Source organism: Acinetobacter sp. 251-1 (genome assembly GCF_030329305.1).
GTDB classification, from domain to species: Bacteria; Pseudomonadota; Gammaproteobacteria; order Pseudomonadales; family Moraxellaceae; genus Acinetobacter; species Acinetobacter piscicola_A.
This window is the reverse complement of the sequence record NZ_JACANS010000013.1, coordinates 59,002-80,528: the sequence shown is the minus strand read 5'-3', so window position 1 is coordinate 80,528 and position 21,527 is coordinate 59,002. Positions and strand designations below refer to the sequence as shown.

The window sequence follows — 21,527 nt, the reverse complement described above, 5'->3', positions numbered from 1 at the left end:
AACACCATACAGTTAAGGAAAAGGTGTGTGATGGATTTAAACACATATATCACCAATAAATTTAAGAACTTTAATGAGTTTTTAGAAACCCATTGGCACGACTACCCCAATAGCTATAAAGAAATCCAAACGTTATTATTTTTTCAGTCCTATACCACCAAAGAACTTTCAGAAAAATTTGAAATTAATATTTATCAATCTTTAAAATATTCCACACTGAAATATTATTTTCAAAAAATAGAAAAATATATCGACACTCCACCTAAACAACTTTTTCCTGCTTCTTTCCACCGCCCCTATGAACATATTTTAAATGAGTTTAAATATTTAAGTTTTTATCAAGAGCCTTTTGAGTTTCATAAAAAAATTGAACGACTAAAAGAAACCTTGAATAAAATCTCAATTCCGATCCATAGCCATGAGATCTATAATGAAATTTTAAAGGTTTTAAATCAAAGTTTTGATTTTTTAACAGATTCAGATGTTTGTATTGAGCATAAAATCAAAATGATTGACCTGTGGCATAATATTCACAATCTTGAAACCGTAGTCGCTTATACATCCTTAGACAAAATTAAAAATATACTTAAACATTATCATCAAAAATCACATATTGATTATTATCTCAACTTAATTCATCTTGGAGAAAATCAATGCGTTGAATTTAAAGAACGTACTACTGACCTATTAACCAATCGTAAATCTGATCGTTGGGTTAAAGCTTGTTTTGCATTTATGAATACACGAAATGGTTATGTCTTTATTGGGGTTGCTGATGATTTAAAAATCGTGGGAATAGAACAAGAAATGCAGGATTTTTTTAATAATTCTTTAGACTTGATGAAACGTAGTTTGATTGACAAACTCGCGCATGAAAGTCATAAAATTTCTAATATTTATTCGACACTTGAAGATATTCAAATACAAGGAAAAACCATTTTAGTGTTTAAATGTCATAAAGCGGATCGACCATTATATTATAAAGGTGAAATTTTTATGCGTACTAATGGGCAAACGACCCGTGTGCCACCTGAGTTAATAGACAGTTTTCGAGAAGCTTTTTATTGTTAATACAACACTTCTATTATTCTATTTATATTCAAAGAATTAAACCATGAATTATCCTCACTTTAAGTACCATCCCAATGCTTACATACTAAATATCTTTGAAAAAGAAGATGGAATTTGCTCAATTTGTCATGAAAAACGAGAGTTAAAATACAACTGCTCTTTTTATAGCATAGATACACCAGATTATATTTGCCCATGGTGTATTGAAAATGGTGCAGCCGCGAAGCTTTATCAAGGGTCATTTAATGATGATATGGGCATTGAAAATACCGAGTTTATTGATGACGATGAAATCGTGAATGTTTTATACCCCATTACAGATGAGTTTGTAGGTCAAATCTGTCATCGCACACCAAGTTATGCCAGTTGGCAACAACAAGTTTGGCTTATACACTGTGATGAACCATGTCAATTCATCAATTATGCTACTAGTAAATTATTACAACCCATTTTGCATGAAGTTCTTGAAGATATTGAAAATTCAAATATTCCATTAGAATGGATACAACATCATTTAACTATAGACAGTGATTTCAGTGCTTATTTGTTTCAATGTATTCACTGTGGCAAACACCGTTTGCATTTAGACAGTTGTTAATAAACCAAAGCTTTTTATTTTGTGATTATTTTCTAGTAAGTAGTTGGTTCACATGTTTTTTCACTTCTACCCACTCATCACGCACGATACTAAACATTACCGTATCTCGAATTGAACCATCTTTTCTTAAAGCATCCTGACGTAAAACGCCATCACGTTTTGCTCCAATTCGTTCAATCGCTTTTTGGCTTTTTAGGTTAAGAATGTCCGTTCTTAAAATCACCGAATTTGCTTGTAGAACTTCAAAAGCATGTTGTAAAAGTAAAAATTTACAATTGGTATTGATATGGCTACGTTGCACAGATTGTGCATACCACGTATAACCGATTTCTACTCGGCGCACAGCCCAATCAAAATCTCGAAAACTGGTTGTTCCTACAATTCGACCTGCACGCTGATCCATCACCACAAAAGGAATACGCAAGCCTTGAGCTTTTTGAATTAAAGCTTTTTCTATATATGCCTTCATTTCTAAATAATGTGGTGCCGAAGTATAGTGTAGTTCCCATAACCGACCATCTTGACTCACCTCGATCAACGCCTGCTCATGTTCCTCACGTAGAGGAATGAGCTGTACTTGATTTTGATAAAGTGACGCATAGAGTGTAGAAAATAGATCTTGGTTCATGGCACACACACCATTGTAAAGAAAGCTCTCGCCTATTTTCCGCTATGTGGTTTAAATTTTTATGATGATAAAATGATATTTCTATGACTGTATTGCAAAACATTTACATGATTTAAATGTAATTCTTTAAATCGCTAAAGCCAAACATACCACACCGACTAAACCAAAAATCAAACCCAATACTGTCAGTCCTTTTAATTTTTCTTTAAAAATCAATAACCCTGCAATCACACCAAATAACACCACCAAAATATTCATCCCTGCAAATACAACCGCAGGAGAATCTTTCAACATAATGTGTGCTTTGACATAAAGTGCAATATTGGCAAAGTTCAAGATCCCTAAAACTGCCCCACCCAAAATATTTTTTGTTTGCCATTGTGCTTTTTTAAACAGCAAATAAAGTACTGAACAGACAAATGCAAAGATAAACATCAAGTTTAAAGTGACTGCAAACTGTAAACCTAAACTACTTGTATATTTCAGTAAGATATCGACTAAGGCATAGCCCATCCATACACTAAGCAGATAAAATATGCCCTGCTTAGTGGTTGGCGATACATCTGATGTAGCTTTTGAAACAATCAAGCACAATACTGCCCCAATCCCAAGTACAACACCGATGATTTTTAACAGGTTAAATTGTTCTTGAAAGAAAAAATATGCGGCAAATAAAGATAAAACTACCGATAAACGCTGTGCGATTTCAGTTTTAAGAATGCCGGCAGTATGTAACGATTTAGCAAGACATAGAAAAATACTGGGTAACACTATTCCCAATACCACAATCAACCACCACGGCGTTTGTGCAATAGAAATATGGGCAAAATCAGGCTTAAACCATAAATAACCCAACACACTGGCAATGGCATAATTCCATGTGATCATTTGCAAGGCATCATAACCTTTGTTCTTTGCAATTTTAAGCAGGATCGACACCAGTACACTACACAAGGCTGCTGAAAAAATAAGCTCCATTACGATCCTTTCATCCCATGTTTAATTCAATAAAAAGCCCACTAAAACTTAGTGGGCTTTTTTTATAAATCATTCAATATGAATTATTTATAACGTTCAACCATTTTCTCTAAAGAAATTGGACGAATTTTGTCTGCATTGCCTGCTGTGCCAAATGCTGTATAACGGTCTACACAGATTTGTTTCATTGCATCTACAGTTTTTGCAAAGAATTTACGTGGGTCAAATTCACTTGGTTGTTCAGCCATCATGCGACGCATTGCGCCTGTAGATGCTAAACGTAAGTCTGTATCGATGTTGATTTTACGTACACCGTGTTTGATCGCTTCAACCAATTGTTCAACAGGAACACCATAAGTTTCTTTGATGTCGCCGCCATATTGGTTAATCACAGCCAACCATTCTTGTGGCACAGAGCTTGAACCATGCATCACAAGGTGTGTATTTGGAAGTGCCGCATGAATTTCTTTAATACGGTCAATTGCCAAAATGTCGCCTGTAGGTGGACGTGTAAATTTGTACGCACCGTGTGAAGTACCTACAGCAATTGCAAGCGCATCAACATTCGTATCGGCAACAAAGCTACGAGCTTCTTCAACAGAAGTGAGAAGTTGTGAATGGTCAAGTACGCCTTCTGCGCCTACGCCATCTTCTTCACCCGCCATACCTGTTTCAAGGCTACCCAAACAACCAATTTCACCCTCAACAGAAACACCACATGCATGTGCCATTTGAACTGTACGACGAGTCACATCAACGTTATATTCATAAGTTGTTGGTGTTTTACCATCTGCACCCAAAGAACCGTCCATCATTACGGATGAAAAGCCCAATTGGATTGAACGCTGACAGACATCAGGGTCTGTACCATGGTCTTGATGCATTACCACTGGAATATGTGGCCATTCTTCAATCGCTGCCAAAATAAGGTGACGTAAGAATGGAGCACCTGCATATTTACGCGCACCTGCTGAAGCTTGCACGATTACAGGTGAATTTGTTTCATCTGCGGCTAACATGATTGCACGCATTTGTTCTAAGTTGTTTACGTTAAACGCTGGAACGCCGTAATTGTGTTCACCGGCATGATCCAAGAGCTGGCGCAATGAAATAAGAGCCATAATATCCTCCCAGGTAATGTGGCATATTCTACCCTGTGATTTGTTTCAATTCAGCAACAATATTGACTATTTCAAAAAAAAGCCCTGCAAATGCAGGGGCTTTTAACAAATAACAACAAAGCGATTTAAATTATTGAGCTTTTGCAGGTGCTTCCGCAGCTTCAGGTGTTGCTGCATCTGCAGGTGCATTGGCTTTTTCAGCAGGAACGTCTGTATTTTTTTCATCTAAAACAGGTTGATCCAATGCATCAATAGCAGCTTGTTGTTCTGCTGTGACTGTTTCTGATGCTGTATCAGTTGCGACAGCAGCAGATGCTGTACCTTGTTCAGCAGCAGGTGCTTTTTCTTGTTTAGAACATGCAGTCAATGCAAGTGGAGCAATTAGAAGTGTTGCAAGTGCTAATTTAAATTTCATCACGTATTTTCCACATCGGGTGATTTAATAGCGCTCAGTTTATTTCAGATATATTTCATTTTCATGACTAAAAAGTGAATACAAAATAAAAGGGTGAGCCAAAGCCAACCCTTTTATGGTCAAAATATTACATGAATATTATGCACGTTCTAGTAATACTGCCACCGCTGGAAGAGTTTTACCTTCTACAAACTCAAGGAATGCACCACCACCTGTAGAGATATAACCAATTTTGTCTGCAACTTCATATTTGTCAATCGCAGCTAAAGTATCACCACCACCTGCAATTGAGAAGCCTTCAGATTCAGCGATTGCCAATGAAAGTGCTTTTGTGCCTTCACCGAATTGATCCACTTCAAATACACCAACAGGACCATTCCAAAGGATTGTTTTTGATGTTTTTAAGATTTCTGCAAATGCTTTTGCTGTTTCAGGACCAACATCTAAAATCATGTCATTATCTGCAACATCTTCAACTTTTTTCACAACTGCTTTTGCAGCAGCCAATGAACCTAAGAAATCATCAAAGTTAATTTCTGACGCATCCGCAACCACAACATCAGTTGGAAGTGGAACAGAAACTTTTGCTGCAATCGCTTTTGCCGTATCAATCAAATCATTTTCACACAATGATTTACCCACATTGAAACCTGCCGCAGCAAGGAAAGTATTGGCAATACCACCACCCACAATCAATTGATCACAAATATCAGAAAGTGACGTTAACACATCAAGTTTAGTGGATACTTTAGAACCTGCAACGATTGCCACCATTGGTTTTTCAGGTGTTTGCAATGCACGACCTAGAGCATCTAATTCAGCAGCCAATAAAGGTCCTGCTGCTGCAACTTTTGCTAAACGGGCAACACCTTCAGTTGAAGCTTCTGCACGGTGTGCTGTACCAAATGCATCCATCACAAATACATCACAAAGCGCTGCATATTTTTGAGCAAGTTCAGGATTATTTTTCTTTTCACCTGCGTTGAAACGACAGTTTTCAAGTAAAACCACTTGACCTGCTGCCACCTCAACACCCTCTAAATAGTCTGTAAATAATTTAACTTCTTGCCCCAAAGCCTCAGTTAAATATGCTGCAACAGGTGCTAAAGATTGTTCAGGTTTTGGCTCACCTTCAACAGGACGACCTAAATGTGAATACACCATTACCGCAGCACCTTTTTCAAGTGCAAGTTTGATTGTCGGTAAAGCTGCACGTAAACGTGCATCGCTAGTAATCACACCATTTTTAACAGGTACATTCAAATCTTCACGAATCAGAACACGTTTGCCCGTTAAATCAAGGTCAGTCATACGCTGAAAATTCATATAGCTCTCTTTTTAGATATTAAAAATCGCACTGATTCTAAATGATTACGCAAAAAAAGGTTAGCGACTTTTGTAGAAAAGCTGTAGAAATGTTGAGATTTGATTATTATAAGGCAAACTTCAAATATTTAACTGCTTATGTCTTTTCATCCTGATCCTAAAATTAATGGTTTAAATGTCTTTGGTCAGCCTTTGGCGAGCTGTTGCTTTTCCCCAATCACAGGTTATTTCCGCAATGGTTTTTGCCATACAGCAACAACTGATTTAGGGCAGCATACGGTTTGTGCGGAAATGACGTCTGAATTTCTCAGCTATTCACAAAAAATGGGCAATGACCTCATTACCCCACTCCTTGAACATGGTTTTCCGGGTTTACAACCGGGTGATTTTTGGTGTTTATGTGTGACACGTTGGGTACAGGCTTATCAAGATGGGCAAGCACCACGTGTTAAAGCCGAAGCATGTCATCAAGCCGTTTTAGCTCATGTGCCTTTAGATGTATTAATGGAATATGCGATTTAATTTTTATGTCTGATTTTAAGCTACAACATGCCCAAATTATCTTGGCATCCTCAAGTCAAACACGACAAGACTTAATGAACCGTTTGCGACTTGAGTATCACTGTATCTCCCCTGAGATTGATGAATCACCGCGTGGTGAAATCCATGCCGATGATCTGGCAAAACGGCTTGCTTTTGAAAAAGCGCAAGTAATTGCCAAAGATCATCCGAACGCCATTGTCATTGGTTCTGACCAAGTCGCTTGGCGTGAGCATGCGCCACAGGATTTTATCGGTAAGCCTTTAACTGTAGAAAAAGCCATTCAACAACTGCAAGCAAATGCTGGTAAAAATGTCTATTTCAGTACAGCGCTCAGTGTGCAACATGCAGCATCAGGTTTTGAACAAACTTTGGTGGAACATTATCATGTCAAGTTTCGTGAATTAAGCCTTGCAGAAATTCAACGTTATATCGAAATAGACCAACCCTTGCATTGTGCAGGTAGCTTTAAGTGTGAAAGTTTGGGCATTTCGTTATTTGAACAGATGATTGGTCAAGATCAAACCACGTTAATGGGCATGCCCATGATTCAGTTATGCCACATTTTAAGAAGCTTAGGACGCCATCTTCCCTAATTCAACAATAAGGACATTCATATGAAGAAATATATGCTGAGCGCAGTCTTGCTTTTAAGCGATCCGCAGTTGATTATGGCTGAACCTAACATTGCAACGCCACATACGCAGCAACAGCTCAACATAGTAGATGATTGGCTCGCATATCAAAAATTTGCATCTCAAGCTACAAAAGTGAATGAGGAATATCAAAAAAAATTTGAAACCTCGAGCATTGATGATCTTGATGAACGCTATGCGCAAATGAAAATAGACGGTCAGCAACAAAATAAAATCTTAGTGAAAATGCTTGAAGCTTTACATCCACATACCCCAGAATTCATTGAAATTCAAAAATTATGGTTAGATGTACTACACAGTGAAATCAAGGCTGTAGATGACAAGCACAATACTGACGATAGTGAAATAAGCACTAAACTAGAAAAAATCAGTGCATTAAACTCAAACCTTGAAGCACAAGTATTTCATTTTATTCAACAACAAAACCCACCTGAATATGTCACGGATTGGATTCATTACAAACAGCTTAAACGTGATATAGAACAGAAAAGAAATACTTTAAATCAATCCTTTAGCAGCCTATTTAAACAAGCAAATCAACAAAATAAAATTAAGTTACAACAACAATTTATTCAAAAAATTACACGTACAGAATTAGAGATGCTACGCGGCTTTAAAACCCATGTAGAGGAATTAAAGCACATCATCGATTTAGAAATTCAAGCCACTCAATCTGCCGAAAAAATGAACTTAAACGCAGTTTTGAATGCAAGTCTAAATATAGATGAAATGAATGATGTTGGTGAAATTTCACAACAAATCGAAAAACAGGAACATCTGTTTGCATCTAAAATCGTAGACTATGTGCGCAGTCTTTGATGGTGATATACACGTTCATGATGACTTTACGAATTTATTTGCAATCTCGCTATCACCAGATAAAACTTAAGGCTACATTTTAATGTATACAAAATATTAAGATTAGATCACTTAAATCAACTTTACATGTAGCGATCGAACATGACGGAGTGATCAACTCCAATCGCCTATTTTCATCCCGCGCATGTATGCTCAGTTTTTTCATCGTGCGATAAAAGGCTTCTTTTTTAAAAAATTAATAAAAGAATAGAAGTAAGTCAATGTTTTTTAGAATAATTACTCTACCAATTTTTAAACAAATAAAATTTATTCTGCATTCAAATCGTTGAACACAAGCTATTGATTCATTTTTAGTTTATATACTTTTTACGAGAAATGATGCATTTTGGTTATTTTATGAGAATTGTCCAACATATTTCATTATGTTACAACGCCTGCTGTTTTTAGAGTAATTAATCTGTTTTTGGATGATTTACTCATTTGTTAATGATAATTCTTGGATGAAAAACCACATGCGTATGCAACCTAAATTCATCACTGTCGCGCTTGCGCTGATCAGTGCAGGTTCAGTCTCCCCTACATTTGCACAAGGTTATGGTGTAAATGAACAAAGTATTTCTGCAATGGGCTCAGCTTATGCAGGACGTGGAGCGCATGTACAAGATGCTTCGATTCTTTACGGTAACCCTGCCGGCATCACCCAATTAGAACATGCAGAAATCAGCCAAAATGTGACTTTTGTAAAAGCCTATTCAGATATTAAAAATTCACAAGGTTCAGGTTTAGCACAAAATGGTACTCATGAGGGTGACTTTGTGCCTGAAGTTGTTTTAGGTTCAAGTTATGCATCTGTTCCTTTAAATCATTTGGTAGATGGTTTATCTGCAGGGATTGGGCTTTATGTCCCTTATGGGATCTCAAGTAATTATGAATCTAGCTTTCAAGGTTCTGTCTTTGGGGACAAAACTAAAGTTAAAGTCGTAAGCTTACAACCCACTGTTGCTTATGAAATTAACCCCAAAGTATCGGTTGGTGTCGGTGCAACCATTAACCGTATGGATGGTGAAATTAACCAAAGTTTGACAGGTGCAAGTGATCGCACAGGTCTCAAAGGGGAAGATTTCGCGGGTGGCTATAATGTGGGTGTTTTGCTCCGTCCGACCGACAAAACACATGTAGGCTTAACGTATCATTCTAAAGTCGAATTTAAACTCAAAGATACTGCTTATATTCAAGATTTAAATCCTTTAGCTTTATTGGCAAATCCTCAAGCTGCGGCATTGTTGAGCCAAAAAGGCATTGACCTGTCTAAGTTACCTGCGCTGAATAACTTAAATATGACCTCATATGATGCCTCACTCAAAGTGACAACGCCTGAAAGTGCTGAATTGTCCGTTTCTTATCAAGCAACACCTAATTTAAATCTATTAGCAAGTGCAACATGGACACGTTGGAGCCGTTTAGGGACATTAAGCCCTGAAACAGGTTTTAATGCCGATTTATTATTAGCACAAAATAGCCAATTGGCGGGATTATTGGGACAAATGGCGGTATCAGGCAAATTAAGCCCACAAGAAATTGCAGGTATTAAGCAAATGGTCAATGCCCAATTAAGTGGTCAACATGATGAAGCGTTAAAGTTCAAAGACAATTGGATGTTTAATGTGGGTACTGAATACACGCTCAATCCTCAGTGGAAACTACGTGCAGGTTATGCCTACGACCAAACACCTGTAGATACAGCACATCGTACTGTACGTTTACCTTTGGGTAATCGTCATTTAATCAGTGTGGGTGCAACCTACAATGCCACAGCAAATACATCAATTGATGCAGGCTATATGTACATCTTTGAAAATACAGCACGTGTGCATCAAGAAAAAGCGACTGCTAGCTATTCAGCAGAATATCAAAATAAAGCACATACTGTTGGTTTACAAATAAATCACCGTTTCTAATGAAATAGTCTGCAAGCCTAATTTATTGCACTTTTCACCATTGTACAGGTAGGTTTTTATGCCTTATCTGTACAATTTTAAACCAAATAATAAAATATTTTTTTATATTGAATAATGTAACATAACTGTCATATATTAATCTTAGTATGCCAAGCAAGCTCACCTAGACATTGACACAAGATGACGCAGATCATGCCTACTTTAGAAAATTTTCAACATAGTTCAGACACTTATATTAATCGTGAAATTTCTCTATTAGCGTTCCATAAACGTGTTCTAGCACAAGCCAAAGATGAAAATCATCCCCTACTTGAGCGCTTAAATTTCCTGATTATTTTTTCACGTAATTTAGATGAATTTTTTGAAATTCGAGTAGCGGGTTTAATTAAACAACTCGACATGAACAATATTACCACCTCACCTGACGGCATTCCAAATGAAGTCATTATTCAACAAATTTCAGACATTGCCCATCAAGCTTTAGAAGAACAATATAAAATTTTAAATTACGATTTATTGCCTCAACTACAAGGATTTGGTATTCGTTACATTCAGTTTGCTGATATTTTAGAAAAACATAAAGCATGGATTAAAAATTACTTTTTTAAGCAAGTACAACCTGTCGTTACTCCCATCAGCCTTGATCCAGCACATCCATTTCCTCGATTGGTCAATAAAAGCCTCAACTTTATTGTCACGCTAGAAGGTAAAGATGCATTTGGTCGTCAGATTGAGCTTGCCATTGTACCGGCACCTCGTTCATTGCCTCGTTTGGTCAAGTTACCCACTGAGTTGACAGGCGGCGAGGAACATCACATTTTATTATCGGCAATTATTCAGCAACACATCAATGATCTATTCCCTGGCATGGTGGCAACAGGTTGTTATCAATTTCGTGTCACACGTAATGCCGATTTAACCTTAGCGGAAGATATTGATGATTTGGCTGTGGCGTTGAAAGATGAGTTATCTTCTCGTCGTTTTGGTCGTGCAGTCCGTTTAGAAGTCACAAAAAATTGTCCAGATCACATTAGTCATTATTTGCTTGAACAGTTTGACCTTGATCCAATGTATTTATATCAAGTCGATGGTCCTGTGAACTTGGCGCGTTTAGTGACGAATTTTGATATTCCTGAATTACGTTTCAAGCCTTATCAAGCTGTGATTCCCAAAGCCCTGCGCAATGCGCCACAGATTTTTGAAGTCTTGAGCAAACGCGATATTTTACTGCATCATCCCTTTGATTCTTTTGCACCTGTCATCAATTTATTAAGAGAAGCAGCCAAAGATCCCAATGTATTGGCCATTAAGCAAACATTGTATCGTAGTGGTCCTGACTCAGAAATTGTACAAGTTTTGGCAGAAGCAGCACGTAATGGTAAAGAAGTCACAGCAATCATCGAGTTACGGGCACGTTTTGATGAAGAATCCAATATTACTGTAGCCAATATTTTACAAGAAGCAGGTGCGGTGGTGGTATATGGCATTGTGGGTTATAAAACCCATGCCAAAATGATTTTGGTGGTGCGCCGTGAAGCAGATAAACTCAAACGTTATGTGCATTTAGGAACAGGCAATTACCATGCTGGCAATGCCAAAATGTACACTGACTATGGTTTAATGACCACCGATGCAGATATTTGTGAAGATGTGCATAAAATTTTCCAAGAGCTCACAGGCATGGGACGCATGGCAAAATCACAAAAACTATTTCATGCGCCCTTCACTTTACATACACAACTTTTAAATCTGATTGAACAAGAAATACAACATGCCCAAATGGGCTTAGCCGCACGTATTATCATTAAAGTCAATGCATTGACTGAACCACAATTAATCACAGCCTTGTATCGAGCTTCACAGGCAGGCGTCAAAGTCGATTTAATTATTCGTTCAATCTGCTGTTTACGCCCACAAGTCCAAGGACTATCGGAAAATATCACGGTACGTTCCATCGTTGGACGCTTCCTTGAGCATACTCGTGTCTATTATTTCCAAAATAATGACAATGCAAAATTATATTGCGGCAGTGCGGACTGGATGGGACGTAATTTATTTTCTCGTGTCGAAACCTGCTTCCCGATTGAAGATAAAAAGTTACGCAAACAAATTATTGAAGATGGTTTACTCAACTATTTAAAAGACAATGTTCGTGCATGGGAGCTTGATGGCAATGCACAATGGACTGCTTTAAAACCTAATAATGGAGAAGCTGCTTTTATTGCTCAACAATATCTAATGGAGCAACGGGTGATTAAAACCATTGCTTAAGGCATGATGATTTAAAGTCTGAAAATGGTTTGAGTGCATCAAACCATTTTCTTTAAACGATAATCTAAAGTTGCTCGGCTAATGCCTAAAACACGTGCCGCTTCTGAGACATTTTGCTTACAGCGATGCATCGCCGTTAAAATAATATCTTGTTCATATTGATCCAAAGAAAAACCCTCTGCCAATAAATCATCCAAAGCAGTTTTGACAGGCGCTTGCTCTCGTGTAGATTCATCTAATTGTGGAAATAAACTGCTTAATTTAATTTCTTGTTGATGATCGGTCAGTAGCGTTGCCCTTTCCAATAAATTTTCTAACTCCCGAATATTGCCCGGCCAATCATATTTCATCACAAAGCTATAAGCTTTGTCCGAGAGCCCTTTTAAAGTTTTACTGTATAAACTTTCAAAACGTTGAATAAAATAGTCAATTAATAACGGAATATCTTCACGGCGTTCACGCAATGCAGGAATACGTACAGGAAAAATATTTAAACGATAATATAAATCGGCACGAAAACGCCCATCTTTCACCGCTTGTTCTAAATCTTCATTGGTTGCTGCTACAATGCGAACATCAACTTTACGGGTTTGTTGATCACCTACCCGTTCAAACTCACCTTCTTGCAACATTCTAAGTAATGCAGCTTGTGCTCTTGCTGACAGCTCAATCACTTCATCCAAAAAAATCGTGCCGCCATGAGCACGTTCGAACTTTCCTATTCGGGTTTGTGAAGCTCCCGTAAAAGCCCCTTTTTCTACACCAAATAGTTCAGCTTCAATCAAGTCTGGTGGAATACAAGCACAGTTTACCGCGACAAAAGGCTCATGTCGTCTTTGGCTGCCTTCGTGCACACCCCGTGCAAAGGCTTCTTTACCCACTCCAGTTTCACCCTGAAGTAAAATTGCGACTTTACTGCCTGCGGCTTTCTTCAATAAATCACAAACTTTGCGATAGGCTGCTGATTCACCAACTGCTTTAAACATAGTGTAGTCTGACTCAGCATCGGTATAGATCTTTTGTTTGAGTGCATTCAGTTCTGCTTGTAGGGCAATAATTTCATCAGAAATAGGGTCAGGTGACATAAATTGAATGAGTTCATCAGCATTTTCCCATTCATGCAAGGGCTTACCAATAATACGACAGCATTCATCACCCTGCGCAACACAATGGGTTTCCTGATAAATAATCGTTTGCCCCATCACCAAACTGGTATAACCACAAGCATAACCCAACAACATCCAACATGATGGTTCTTCTGCTAAACCAAACTCGCTTAAATGCACCTCCGCTTCAAACGAATTTAACCAATTAAAATCGGCATAGAACTGTTTTAAATCGTGGCTTAAATTCAGTTGATTGACCTCAACATGCACCATGCCACGAATTCCATGCATTTGTGGCCCTGCCATAAAGGCTTCTATTTCATTTAAATTTGGACGTAATTTGGATGTAACCTCCGCATCACGCATACCTGCTTGATAACCACAACGAATAAAAAATCGCTTGGTACGCTCCCAACCCAACATTTCATATAAATCTTTACGCAGATACCCCATCATGTTGGTGTGCATCAGTAACATGCGGTTTTCATCAAACCAAATCTGACCGTTTTCTATATCAAAATGTATGGTGTCGAGTAAATCCTGTATTTCTTTACTTTGTTCAAAATATTGCTGATAAAATTTCTCATCTTTCGGTCGCATGGCATCCCATTCCTTGGTCAATGTCCACCTATCATGATACTGGTTTTAAAGCATATAAATGTATCACTTTAGAAGCATATCAATATACCTTTTGAGTATTTATTCATATTTTGCAATAATCACTCATACAATAAAACGGAAAAAAAACAATGAATTTATTTTTAGATTGCGAATTTAATGGCTTTGGTGGCGAACTCATTTCAATGGCTTTAATTGATGAGCAAGAACAATATTTTTATGAAGTTTTGCACTGTGCTCAGCCTGTCGCATGGGTACAACAACATGTCTTACCCATTACCCAAAAAGTGGCCATTTCACTGCAAGAATTTCAAAATCATTTGCATCATTTTTTATTACAATATGATCAAATTCACATCATTGCAGATTGGCCAGAAGACTTAGCATTGTTTAGCCGTAGCCTGCTTTTAGGGCCTGGACAATGTATGATAACTCCTCCACTCAGCATGCAATTGTGGTTAGATCAACGCGCGACCTCTATTTTATCTACACAACCGCATAATGCTTTAGCCGATGCACAAGCCTTACAACAAGCCTATCTTTCCTTATAAATGCTGAACTGTATGTGAAAAAATATCATTTAAAATCAATTAATTCATGATTATTTAGCAGATCTCGTACAGTGGATCGAGCTCAAGCCATCCGCACAATATTTTCCGCCCTAACATCTGCATTCGCTATATCTGTTTCAAGTCTTCAAGCCATTAGCATCTTCTGCAAGTCTATTCCAACTTTTCATTTAGGATGTGATTAAACGCTTTATTCAAATCATTTTCAGAATTTCATCAAATCATTAAAACCCCACAAAACTCATTTCATGAAATGATGAATTTATCTTGATTAAAACACTCAAGTTTTAAAATTAAAAATATAAATAATTGAAATATATAAAAATATAAAAGTTGGCACAATTCTTGGAATATATATCACAAATGCAGAATTGCACCACTGAAATGATTTCAGTGAAAAAGATAAAAGGATGATCATGATGAATCAAACCCCTCAACTTCAGGATCAACTCACCAAATATATTCGTGTTACAGGTGACCGCAATGCCAAATTTGTTGAATTTGACTTTGCCATTCAAGACCCGACACTTTTTGTCGAATTGGTTTTACCGCAACAGGCATTTCAACATTTTTGTGAAATTAACCAAGTGGTTGAAATGACCGAAGCACAAAAAGCATGGAATGACGCCCAAGAAGACAAGTGGCGTTATGGCGAAGAATCCGATGTGTTAAATCCGATTGCGCAACACGCACTGAAGCAAGACCAATAAACCATTTTCGACTTCGAAAATTCAGTTTCAAAACAATTTAAGCCGTAATGATGCAGATCAAGAAGATCTGAGTTTTATCTATAAGGAGATCACGATGACTTTAGAAATTAAAACGTCCAATGTCGCGCCAATTCGCCAAACTTATGCGTATATCGAACGCCGTTTTGGTCATAAGCCTGCGACACGTTATCAAGAAGTCAGCTTTGATATTCAAGGTGCAGCCAACTTCCATTATCGTCCTTTATGGAATCCGTCAAAAACCTTAAATGACCCAAGCTATACCGCGCTACACATGCAAGACTGGTATGTATTTAAAGACCCACGCCAATTTTATTATGGGGCTTATGTACAACACCGTGCGCGTTTACAGGATGTGGCTGAAAGCAATTATGCATTCTTTGAAAAGCGCCATTTGGTGGAAAATATCAGTGATGAAATCAAAGAAAAAATCATCACTTGTCTATTGCCCTTCCGCTACGTTGAGCAAACAGCAAATCTGCACATGATGTCAGGCAGTGCCTATGGTTATGGCACAGTGATTACCCAAGCCTGCATGTTTGCAGCCATGGATCGCCTTGGTATGGCACAGTACATTTCCCGTATTGGTCTATTGCTAGATGGCAATACAGGTGAGTCTTTGCAACAAGCAAAAAATGCTTGGATGAATGATGCTGCTTGGCAACCCCTCCGTAAACTGTGTGAACTCAGCCTGACTGAACAAGACTGGTTCAAACTGTTTGTGCTGCAAAACCTATTGATTGATAGCTTAATGCAAAGTCTGGTTTACGGACAATTCGACCAACTCTTGGTTGAAAATGGCGCGCGTGATGTGGCAATGCTGACTGAGTTTATGCAGGACTGTTTAAGCGATTTACGTAAATGGTCAGACCCTGTATTCAAACTGGCAATTGCTGAATCAGAAGAAAACAAAGCTCTGATCCAAAATTGGGTTACTGAACTGTTACCACAAGTCCAAGAAGCTTTCAGCACATGGGCAACTTTAGCCTTGAATGATGCCGAAATCGAACAAGGACTGGCTGTAATTGCTGAACGCAGTAAAAAAGCGGATTTAGCTGACATTTTCAATCTTGCATAAGGAATTGCACCATGACATCAAAAGTTTATTTAGCACTACAAGACAACGATACTTCACGCTACATCATTGAAGCGATTGAACAAGACAACCCTGAAGCAACTATTCAGTACCTCCCTGCCATGATTCGTGTGGAAAGCGTCAGTGAATTGGTGATTCGTGCTGAAACGGTTTCTGAAAAACTTGGACAGGACTGGGACATTCAGGAATTACAACTCAACATGATCACATTGGGTGGCAACGTCGATGAAGATGATGACACCTTTACACTGAAATGGAATTAAGAATTTAGGCAGCCTATATGCCACTGAATTTCGATATTGAACAGGATGATCAACATGAATACTGATGTTAAAAATACTAAAACTGCTGCAAAAACAGCAACAAAAAAACTGAATGCCAAAGACCGCTATCGCATGCTAACCCGTGATCTGGACTGGGATTTTTCCTATGCAGACCGTAAAGATGCTTTTCCTTATGAAGAATTTGAAGGCATTAAGATCACCGATTGGTCAAAGTGGGAAGACCCTTTCCGTTTAACCATGGATTCTTACTGGAAATACCAAGCGGAAAAAGAGAAAAAACTGTATGCCATTTTTGATGCCTTTGCACAAAATAATGGGCAATTAAACGTTTCCAATGAACGTTATTTAAATGCGATTAAACTATTTTTAACTGCTGTAACACCGCTCGAATATCAAGCTTATCAAGGCTATGCGCATGTAGGTCGTCAATTTAGCGGCATTGGGGCACGTATTGCCTCACAAATGCAATCGATTGATGAATTGCGCCACGTGCAAACCCAAATCCATGCCATGAGTCATTACAACAAGTTCTTTGATGGCTTCCAAGATTGGGCACATATGCATGACCGTGTTTGGTATTTATCTGTACCAAAATCATTCTTTGAAGATGCACGTTCAGCAGGACCATTTGAGTTTTTATTGGCAATCAGTTTTGCCTTTGAATATGTTCTGACTAACTTATTGTTCGTTCCTTTCATGTCGGGAGCAGCTTACAACGGTGATATGGCAACCGTGACTTTCGGTTTCTCTGCGCAGTCAGACGAAGCGCGTCACATGACGCTTGGTTTGGAAATTGTCAAATTCTTACTTGAACAACATGAAGACAACGTACCAATCGTACAGGAATGGATTGATAAATGGTTCTGGCGTGGTACGCGTCTGCTTTCAATCGTTGGCATGATGATGGACTACATGCTGCCAAACAAAGTGATGTCATGGAAAGAAGCTTGGGAAACTTATTTTGAAGAAGCAGGCGGTGCATTGTTCAAAGACTTGAGTCGTTACGGTATCCGTATGCCGAAATACTCAGAAGTCATTGAAAAAGAGAAAGAACACGTTTCGCATCAAGCATGGTGGATTTTTTACAACTTCGGTCATGCAGCGGGCTTCCATACATGGATTCCAACGGATGAAGAAATGGATTGGCTTTCTGAAAAATACCCTGACACATTCGACAAATACTATCGTCCAAAATGGGAATTGGCACGCAAAATGGAAGCCGAAGGCAAACGCTTCTATAGCGATGGCTTACCACAACTGTGTCAGATCTGTCAGGTTCCAATGACCTTTACTGAAATGGATGGCGACCCAACCATGTTCAGCTATCGTGATTCGATTTATAAAGGCGAGCGTTATCACACCTGTTCAGATGGCTGTCATGACATTTTTGAACGTGAACCTGAGAAATATATTCAGGCATGGTTACCTGTCAACCAAATTCTACAAGGCAACTGTGGTGGTCCTGACTTAGAAAGCATATTACGTGACTACTACAACTTTAATGTTGGTGCAGACAACTTAGACATCGAAGGCTCGCCTGACCAAGAACGTTGGAAAAAATGGAAAGGCGCTGTTTAACACAGCCCATTTTTAGACAAGATCATTCCATTCACATTGCCAAATCAAGTGTTGGAATGATCTTTCCCCAAGGAATTTAGGAGTATTCTCATGCCAGTACAAGCCATTCAAGCCAACTACGAATTTGAAGCACGCGATCAGCAAAAAAATTATGGCGATAATATTTTAATTTATGTGGGTTGGGATCATCACACCCTGTTTTGTGCCGCACATGCCCTGCTTGTGTCGCCAAAACAAACTTTACAAGACCTGATTGATCAACAAATTACAGGCGGTTTTCATCAACATCCTGAGTTTGAGCAAATTGATTGGGAAAATGTGCAATTCACCTTAAACCGTCAACGCATTGCCAATGATTTTTCTAAAACTTTAGAAGAATTGGGCTTTGACCATAAATCACTTCTACGCTTCGTGACGCCAAATCTCAATGGCTATAACGGCAGTCATGTTTAAAGGAGCACGTGTATGACTTATCAAGTGACCATTGAACCGATTGGCATGACCATTGAGGTAGAGGAAGATCAAACCATTTTAGATGCAGCTTTACGTCAAGGTGTCTGGCTGCCTTTTGCTTGCGGACACGGTACTTGCGGAACCTGTAAAGTACAAGTGACGGATGGTTTCTTTGATATTGGTGAAGCCTCTCCTTTTGCACTGATGGACATTGAGCGTGAGGAAAATAAGGTTTTGGCATGTTGCTGCAAACCTGAGTCTGACATGGTGATTGAGGCAGATGTCGATGAAGATGACGATTTCTTAGGCTATTTGGTGGAGGACTACCAAGCCAAAGTCATCGAAATTAAAGACCTTTCGCCAACCATTAAAGGCATCCGTTTGGAAATTGACCGTCCTATGCAATTTCAGGCAGGTCAATACGTCAATATTCAATTGCCTGATATTGAAGGCACACGTGCATTTTCGATTGCCAATTCACCCAATGAAGAAGGCATCATCGAGCTGCATATCCGCAAAGTTGCAGGCGGTGCAGCAACCACTTATGTGCATAACAATCTGCAAGAAGGTGATGAAATTGATCTTTCAGGTCCTTATGGTCAATTCTTTGTGCGTAAATCGGATGATCGTGGTGTAATTTTCATTGCAGGTGGTTCAGGTCTGTCGAGTCCGCAATCCATGATTTTGGATTTACTCGAATCTGGTGATGAACGCATTATTTACCTGTTCCAAGGTGCACGTGATGTTGCTGAGCTATATAACCGTGAAATTTTTGAAAACTTAATGAAAGAATATTCAAATTTCCGTTATATCCCTGCTTTAAATGCGCCTAAAGATGAAGACCAATGGACAGGTTTTACAGGTTTTGTGCATGAAGCTGTTGCTGATTATTTTGAAAATAAATGCAGTGGACATAAAGCCTATTTATGTGGTCCACCGCCCATGATTGATGCGGCAATTTCCACCCTGATGCAAAGCCGTTTATTTGAAAAAGACATTCATACCGAGCGTTTTTTAAGTGCGGCGGATGGTGCCAATGAGCAATCACGTTCAGCATTGTTTAAGCATATTTAATTCATGATGATCAGTTAAAAAACGAACGGCGAAGTTTCATTCATGAGACTTCGCTATTTTTTATTCATTTTTGACAATCCTGCTGCTCTACAAACCCAACGATAGGCCCTAAATTAAAACGATGATCACTACGTCCGACTTGGGGAATATACGCACTTGATACTGAACCATCCAAATACAATGCCTGATCAATATTTAAATCATGTTTAAAAATCTGTGCAAAATCATAAAAATTAATACGCTCGCGGCTAATCACAAAATAAAGCTGATTATCTTTAATCCCCACACCATTTCTAATTTTTAAAGAGTCTGATTGTGGTAAAAATTGACGGTTAATTTGACCTTCAATCACCAACATAGGCCCCGATTGCGTTGCATATTCAGCTTGAAAGTGAGATTGTGCATATTTTTGTGTGGTTTGAATGCTGGCCTGCTTTTTATTCCAAGCTAAAACACCATTCGGTTGCATTAAAAAATTACCAAATCCTTGGGTTTGAGTGTTCAGTGCAGAAAATTGTTTTGACTTTTCAATATATAAACCTACAGCAGAATAGTCTGAATGGTACATCCCTGCATTCATCGCGAAACTTAACAACTGACATTGCGGTAAATCTTTCGCCACGGCTTTAATCTTATTATAAGGCTGTTGTTTTGCATTATTTAAAAATAATTGAAGCTGCTCCAACTGCGAAATACGTACAACATCAGCAATAATTTGATGATTTTTTTCAATTTTAATATATTCAGTTGTGGCTTGAACATGGGTAGTCGACAGTGAAAATAGCGCAAAAATTGCCAAAATACTACGTTCAGCCTGAGTTAAAATTTTCATGTTTAGACCATTTTTCAGTTCGATTAATCATATTGATTGACAGTATAAATCCCTATGTTTGAATTGTTGAAATATAAATGTTTACTTAAATTTTGCGATAGACTCTACTTTTTTAGGCAGGCTTCGCTATAATGGGATTTACCTTTCAATAAAATACGGTTGTATACTTTTATTGGAATACAGTGAACTATGCAGATAAAACGTTTCGTCCGATATCCTATTGGTGCTCACCTGATTGTCAAACATTTTGGTTATAGCCATCATGGCATTTATGCTGGCAAAGGCCGTGTTATTCATTATTCGGGTTTTGCCCATTTTTTTAAAAAGCGTCCTATTGAAGTTACAACACTTGCGAGATTTGCACGCAATAAAAAAATTATTATTCGTTTATACGAGCAACCCAAATTTAGAGGTCGTCATGTGGTGCGCCGTATGCGCAGCCGTATGCATGAAAATAACTACCATTTGATTGTGAATAACTGTGAACATCTATGTAGTTGGGCAATCACTGGAGTAGAAAGCAGTCCGCAAGTGGTAAAAATGATGCATCGCCTAACCACCATTGGTTATGTCAGCTCGATCATGACTTATATGAATGGATTATTTCTTACAATTGCAACAACTTGTTTTGCTTTGGTTTTATATATCAAAATGAAGCTACGTGAACGCGCAAAAATGGATTTAGCCACTTATTTGTCTTTACGAGAACAGCAGCCGAAAAAGTAGCTTGCACATATTCAGTACAGTCTTTTTCGGCATAAAGACAAAATAAATAATAGCAGCTCATAAATCATCAAAATGACGGCGA

Annotated in this window: 22 protein-coding genes; 15 read left to right on the top strand and 7 right to left on the bottom strand. The window is 38.2% G+C overall.

What is annotated here, in order from left to right:
• Nucleotides 1–30 precede the first annotated feature (30 nt).
• A complete protein-coding gene (locus HX129_RS12160) occupies nucleotides 31–1,071 on the top strand; it encodes an AlbA family DNA-binding domain-containing protein (protein WP_286436205.1) in 1,041 nt (346 codons plus the stop codon).
• Between the two features lie 43 nt (nucleotides 1,072–1,114).
• Nucleotides 1,115–1,669 carry a CbrC family protein gene (locus tag HX129_RS12155; protein ID WP_286433216.1) on the top strand — a complete coding sequence of 185 codons (555 nt, stop codon included), beginning with the start codon at nucleotides 1,115–1,117 and terminating at the stop codon, nucleotides 1,667–1,669.
• A 25-nt stretch (nucleotides 1,670–1,694) separates the two neighbouring features.
• On the opposite strand, the gene HX129_RS12150 is transcribed toward HX129_RS12155, so the two are convergent.
• From HX129_RS12150 to HX129_RS12130, 5 genes are all read right to left on the bottom strand, one after another.
• Nucleotides 1,695–2,297: a GNAT family N-acetyltransferase gene (locus HX129_RS12150; RefSeq protein WP_286433217.1), complete on the bottom strand. Its 603-nt coding sequence runs from the start codon at nucleotides 2,295–2,297 to the stop codon at nucleotides 1,695–1,697.
• 126 nt (nucleotides 2,298–2,423) lie between these two features.
• Nucleotides 2,424–3,275 carry an EamA family transporter gene (locus HX129_RS12145; protein WP_286433218.1) on the bottom strand — a complete coding sequence of 284 codons (852 nt, stop codon included), beginning with the start codon at nucleotides 3,273–3,275 and terminating at the stop codon, nucleotides 2,424–2,426.
• Between the two features lie 83 nt (nucleotides 3,276–3,358).
• Nucleotides 3,359–4,396: a class II fructose-bisphosphate aldolase gene (gene fba / locus HX129_RS12140; protein WP_174492817.1), complete on the bottom strand. Its 1,038-nt coding sequence runs from the start codon at nucleotides 4,394–4,396 to the stop codon at nucleotides 3,359–3,361.
• A 130-nt stretch (nucleotides 4,397–4,526) separates the two neighbouring features.
• Complete coding sequence (locus HX129_RS12135; protein ID WP_130073747.1) at nucleotides 4,527–4,811, bottom strand: hypothetical protein; 285 nt, start codon at nucleotides 4,809–4,811, stop codon at nucleotides 4,527–4,529.
• A 138-nt stretch (nucleotides 4,812–4,949) separates the two neighbouring features.
• Entirely contained in the window at nucleotides 4,950–6,137 is a 1,188-nt protein-coding gene (locus HX129_RS12130; protein WP_180045406.1) for a phosphoglycerate kinase, read from the bottom strand.
• Between the two features lie 138 nt (nucleotides 6,138–6,275).
• On the opposite strand from HX129_RS12130, the gene HX129_RS12125 reads away from it, so the two are divergent.
• The 5 genes from HX129_RS12125 to ppk1 all read left to right on the top strand — a co-directional run bounded on the left by HX129_RS12125 (nucleotide 6,276) and on the right by ppk1 (nucleotide 12,381).
• Nucleotides 6,276–6,659: a DUF2237 family protein gene (locus tag HX129_RS12125; protein WP_286436204.1), complete on the top strand. Its 384-nt coding sequence runs from the start codon at nucleotides 6,276–6,278 to the stop codon at nucleotides 6,657–6,659.
• 5 nt (nucleotides 6,660–6,664) lie between these two features.
• Complete coding sequence (locus HX129_RS12120) at nucleotides 6,665–7,273, top strand: Maf family protein (RefSeq protein WP_130073750.1); 609 nt, start codon at nucleotides 6,665–6,667, stop codon at nucleotides 7,271–7,273.
• Between the two features lie 21 nt (nucleotides 7,274–7,294).
• Entirely contained in the window at nucleotides 7,295–8,152 is an 858-nt protein-coding gene (locus HX129_RS12115) for a hypothetical protein (RefSeq protein ID WP_286433219.1), read from the top strand.
• 512 nt (nucleotides 8,153–8,664) lie between these two features.
• Nucleotides 8,665–10,110: an OmpP1/FadL family transporter gene (locus HX129_RS12110; protein ID WP_286433220.1), complete on the top strand. Its 1,446-nt coding sequence runs from the start codon at nucleotides 8,665–8,667 to the stop codon at nucleotides 10,108–10,110.
• A gap of 180 nt (nucleotides 10,111–10,290) precedes the next feature.
• Nucleotides 10,291–12,381, top strand: coding sequence for a polyphosphate kinase 1 (gene ppk1 / locus HX129_RS12105; protein WP_286433221.1), 2,091 nt, complete (start codon nucleotides 10,291–10,293; stop codon nucleotides 12,379–12,381).
• 38 nt (nucleotides 12,382–12,419) lie between these two features.
• On the opposite strand, the gene mobR is transcribed toward ppk1, so the two are convergent.
• On the bottom strand, nucleotides 12,420–14,087 hold the full coding sequence (gene mobR, locus HX129_RS12100) for a phenol degradation transcriptional regulator MobR (protein WP_286433222.1): 1,668 nt from the start codon (nucleotides 14,085–14,087) through the stop codon (nucleotides 12,420–12,422).
• Between the two features lie 149 nt (nucleotides 14,088–14,236).
• Between mobR and HX129_RS12095 the strand changes: the two genes are divergently transcribed.
• The 7 genes from HX129_RS12095 to HX129_RS12065 all read left to right on the top strand — a co-directional run bounded on the left by HX129_RS12095 (nucleotide 14,237) and on the right by HX129_RS12065 (nucleotide 19,887).
• Nucleotides 14,237–14,656, top strand: coding sequence for a hypothetical protein (locus HX129_RS12095; protein WP_286433223.1), 420 nt, complete (start codon nucleotides 14,237–14,239; stop codon nucleotides 14,654–14,656).
• 437 nt (nucleotides 14,657–15,093) lie between these two features.
• A complete protein-coding gene (locus tag HX129_RS12090) occupies nucleotides 15,094–15,384 on the top strand; it encodes a phenol hydroxylase subunit (protein ID WP_130073860.1) in 291 nt (96 codons plus the stop codon).
• A gap of 94 nt (nucleotides 15,385–15,478) precedes the next feature.
• On the top strand, nucleotides 15,479–16,480 hold the full coding sequence (locus tag HX129_RS12085; protein WP_286433224.1) for an aromatic/alkene monooxygenase hydroxylase subunit beta: 1,002 nt from the start codon (nucleotides 15,479–15,481) through the stop codon (nucleotides 16,478–16,480).
• A gap of 11 nt (nucleotides 16,481–16,491) precedes the next feature.
• Complete coding sequence (locus HX129_RS12080; protein ID WP_180045400.1) at nucleotides 16,492–16,761, top strand: MmoB/DmpM family protein; 270 nt, start codon at nucleotides 16,492–16,494, stop codon at nucleotides 16,759–16,761.
• 54 nt (nucleotides 16,762–16,815) lie between these two features.
• Entirely contained in the window at nucleotides 16,816–18,360 is a 1,545-nt protein-coding gene (locus tag HX129_RS12075) for an aromatic/alkene/methane monooxygenase hydroxylase/oxygenase subunit alpha (protein ID WP_174492823.1), read from the top strand.
• A gap of 90 nt (nucleotides 18,361–18,450) precedes the next feature.
• Complete coding sequence (locus HX129_RS12070) at nucleotides 18,451–18,813, top strand: phenol hydroxylase subunit P4 (protein WP_286433225.1); 363 nt, start codon at nucleotides 18,451–18,453, stop codon at nucleotides 18,811–18,813.
• A gap of 12 nt (nucleotides 18,814–18,825) precedes the next feature.
• Nucleotides 18,826–19,887: an NADH:ubiquinone reductase (Na(+)-transporting) subunit F gene (locus HX129_RS12065; RefSeq protein WP_286433226.1), complete on the top strand. Its 1,062-nt coding sequence runs from the start codon at nucleotides 18,826–18,828 to the stop codon at nucleotides 19,885–19,887.
• A 64-nt stretch (nucleotides 19,888–19,951) separates the two neighbouring features.
• On the opposite strand, the gene HX129_RS12060 is transcribed toward HX129_RS12065, so the two are convergent.
• Entirely contained in the window at nucleotides 19,952–20,719 is a 768-nt protein-coding gene (locus HX129_RS12060; protein ID WP_286433227.1) for a phosphodiester glycosidase family protein, read from the bottom strand.
• A 189-nt stretch (nucleotides 20,720–20,908) separates the two neighbouring features.
• Here HX129_RS12060 and HX129_RS12055 point away from each other — a divergent pair, with 189 nt between their 5' ends.
• On the top strand, nucleotides 20,909–21,445 hold the full coding sequence (locus HX129_RS12055) for a lecithin retinol acyltransferase family protein (RefSeq protein ID WP_130073762.1): 537 nt from the start codon (nucleotides 20,909–20,911) through the stop codon (nucleotides 21,443–21,445).
• Nucleotides 21,446–21,527: the final 82 nt, after the last annotated feature.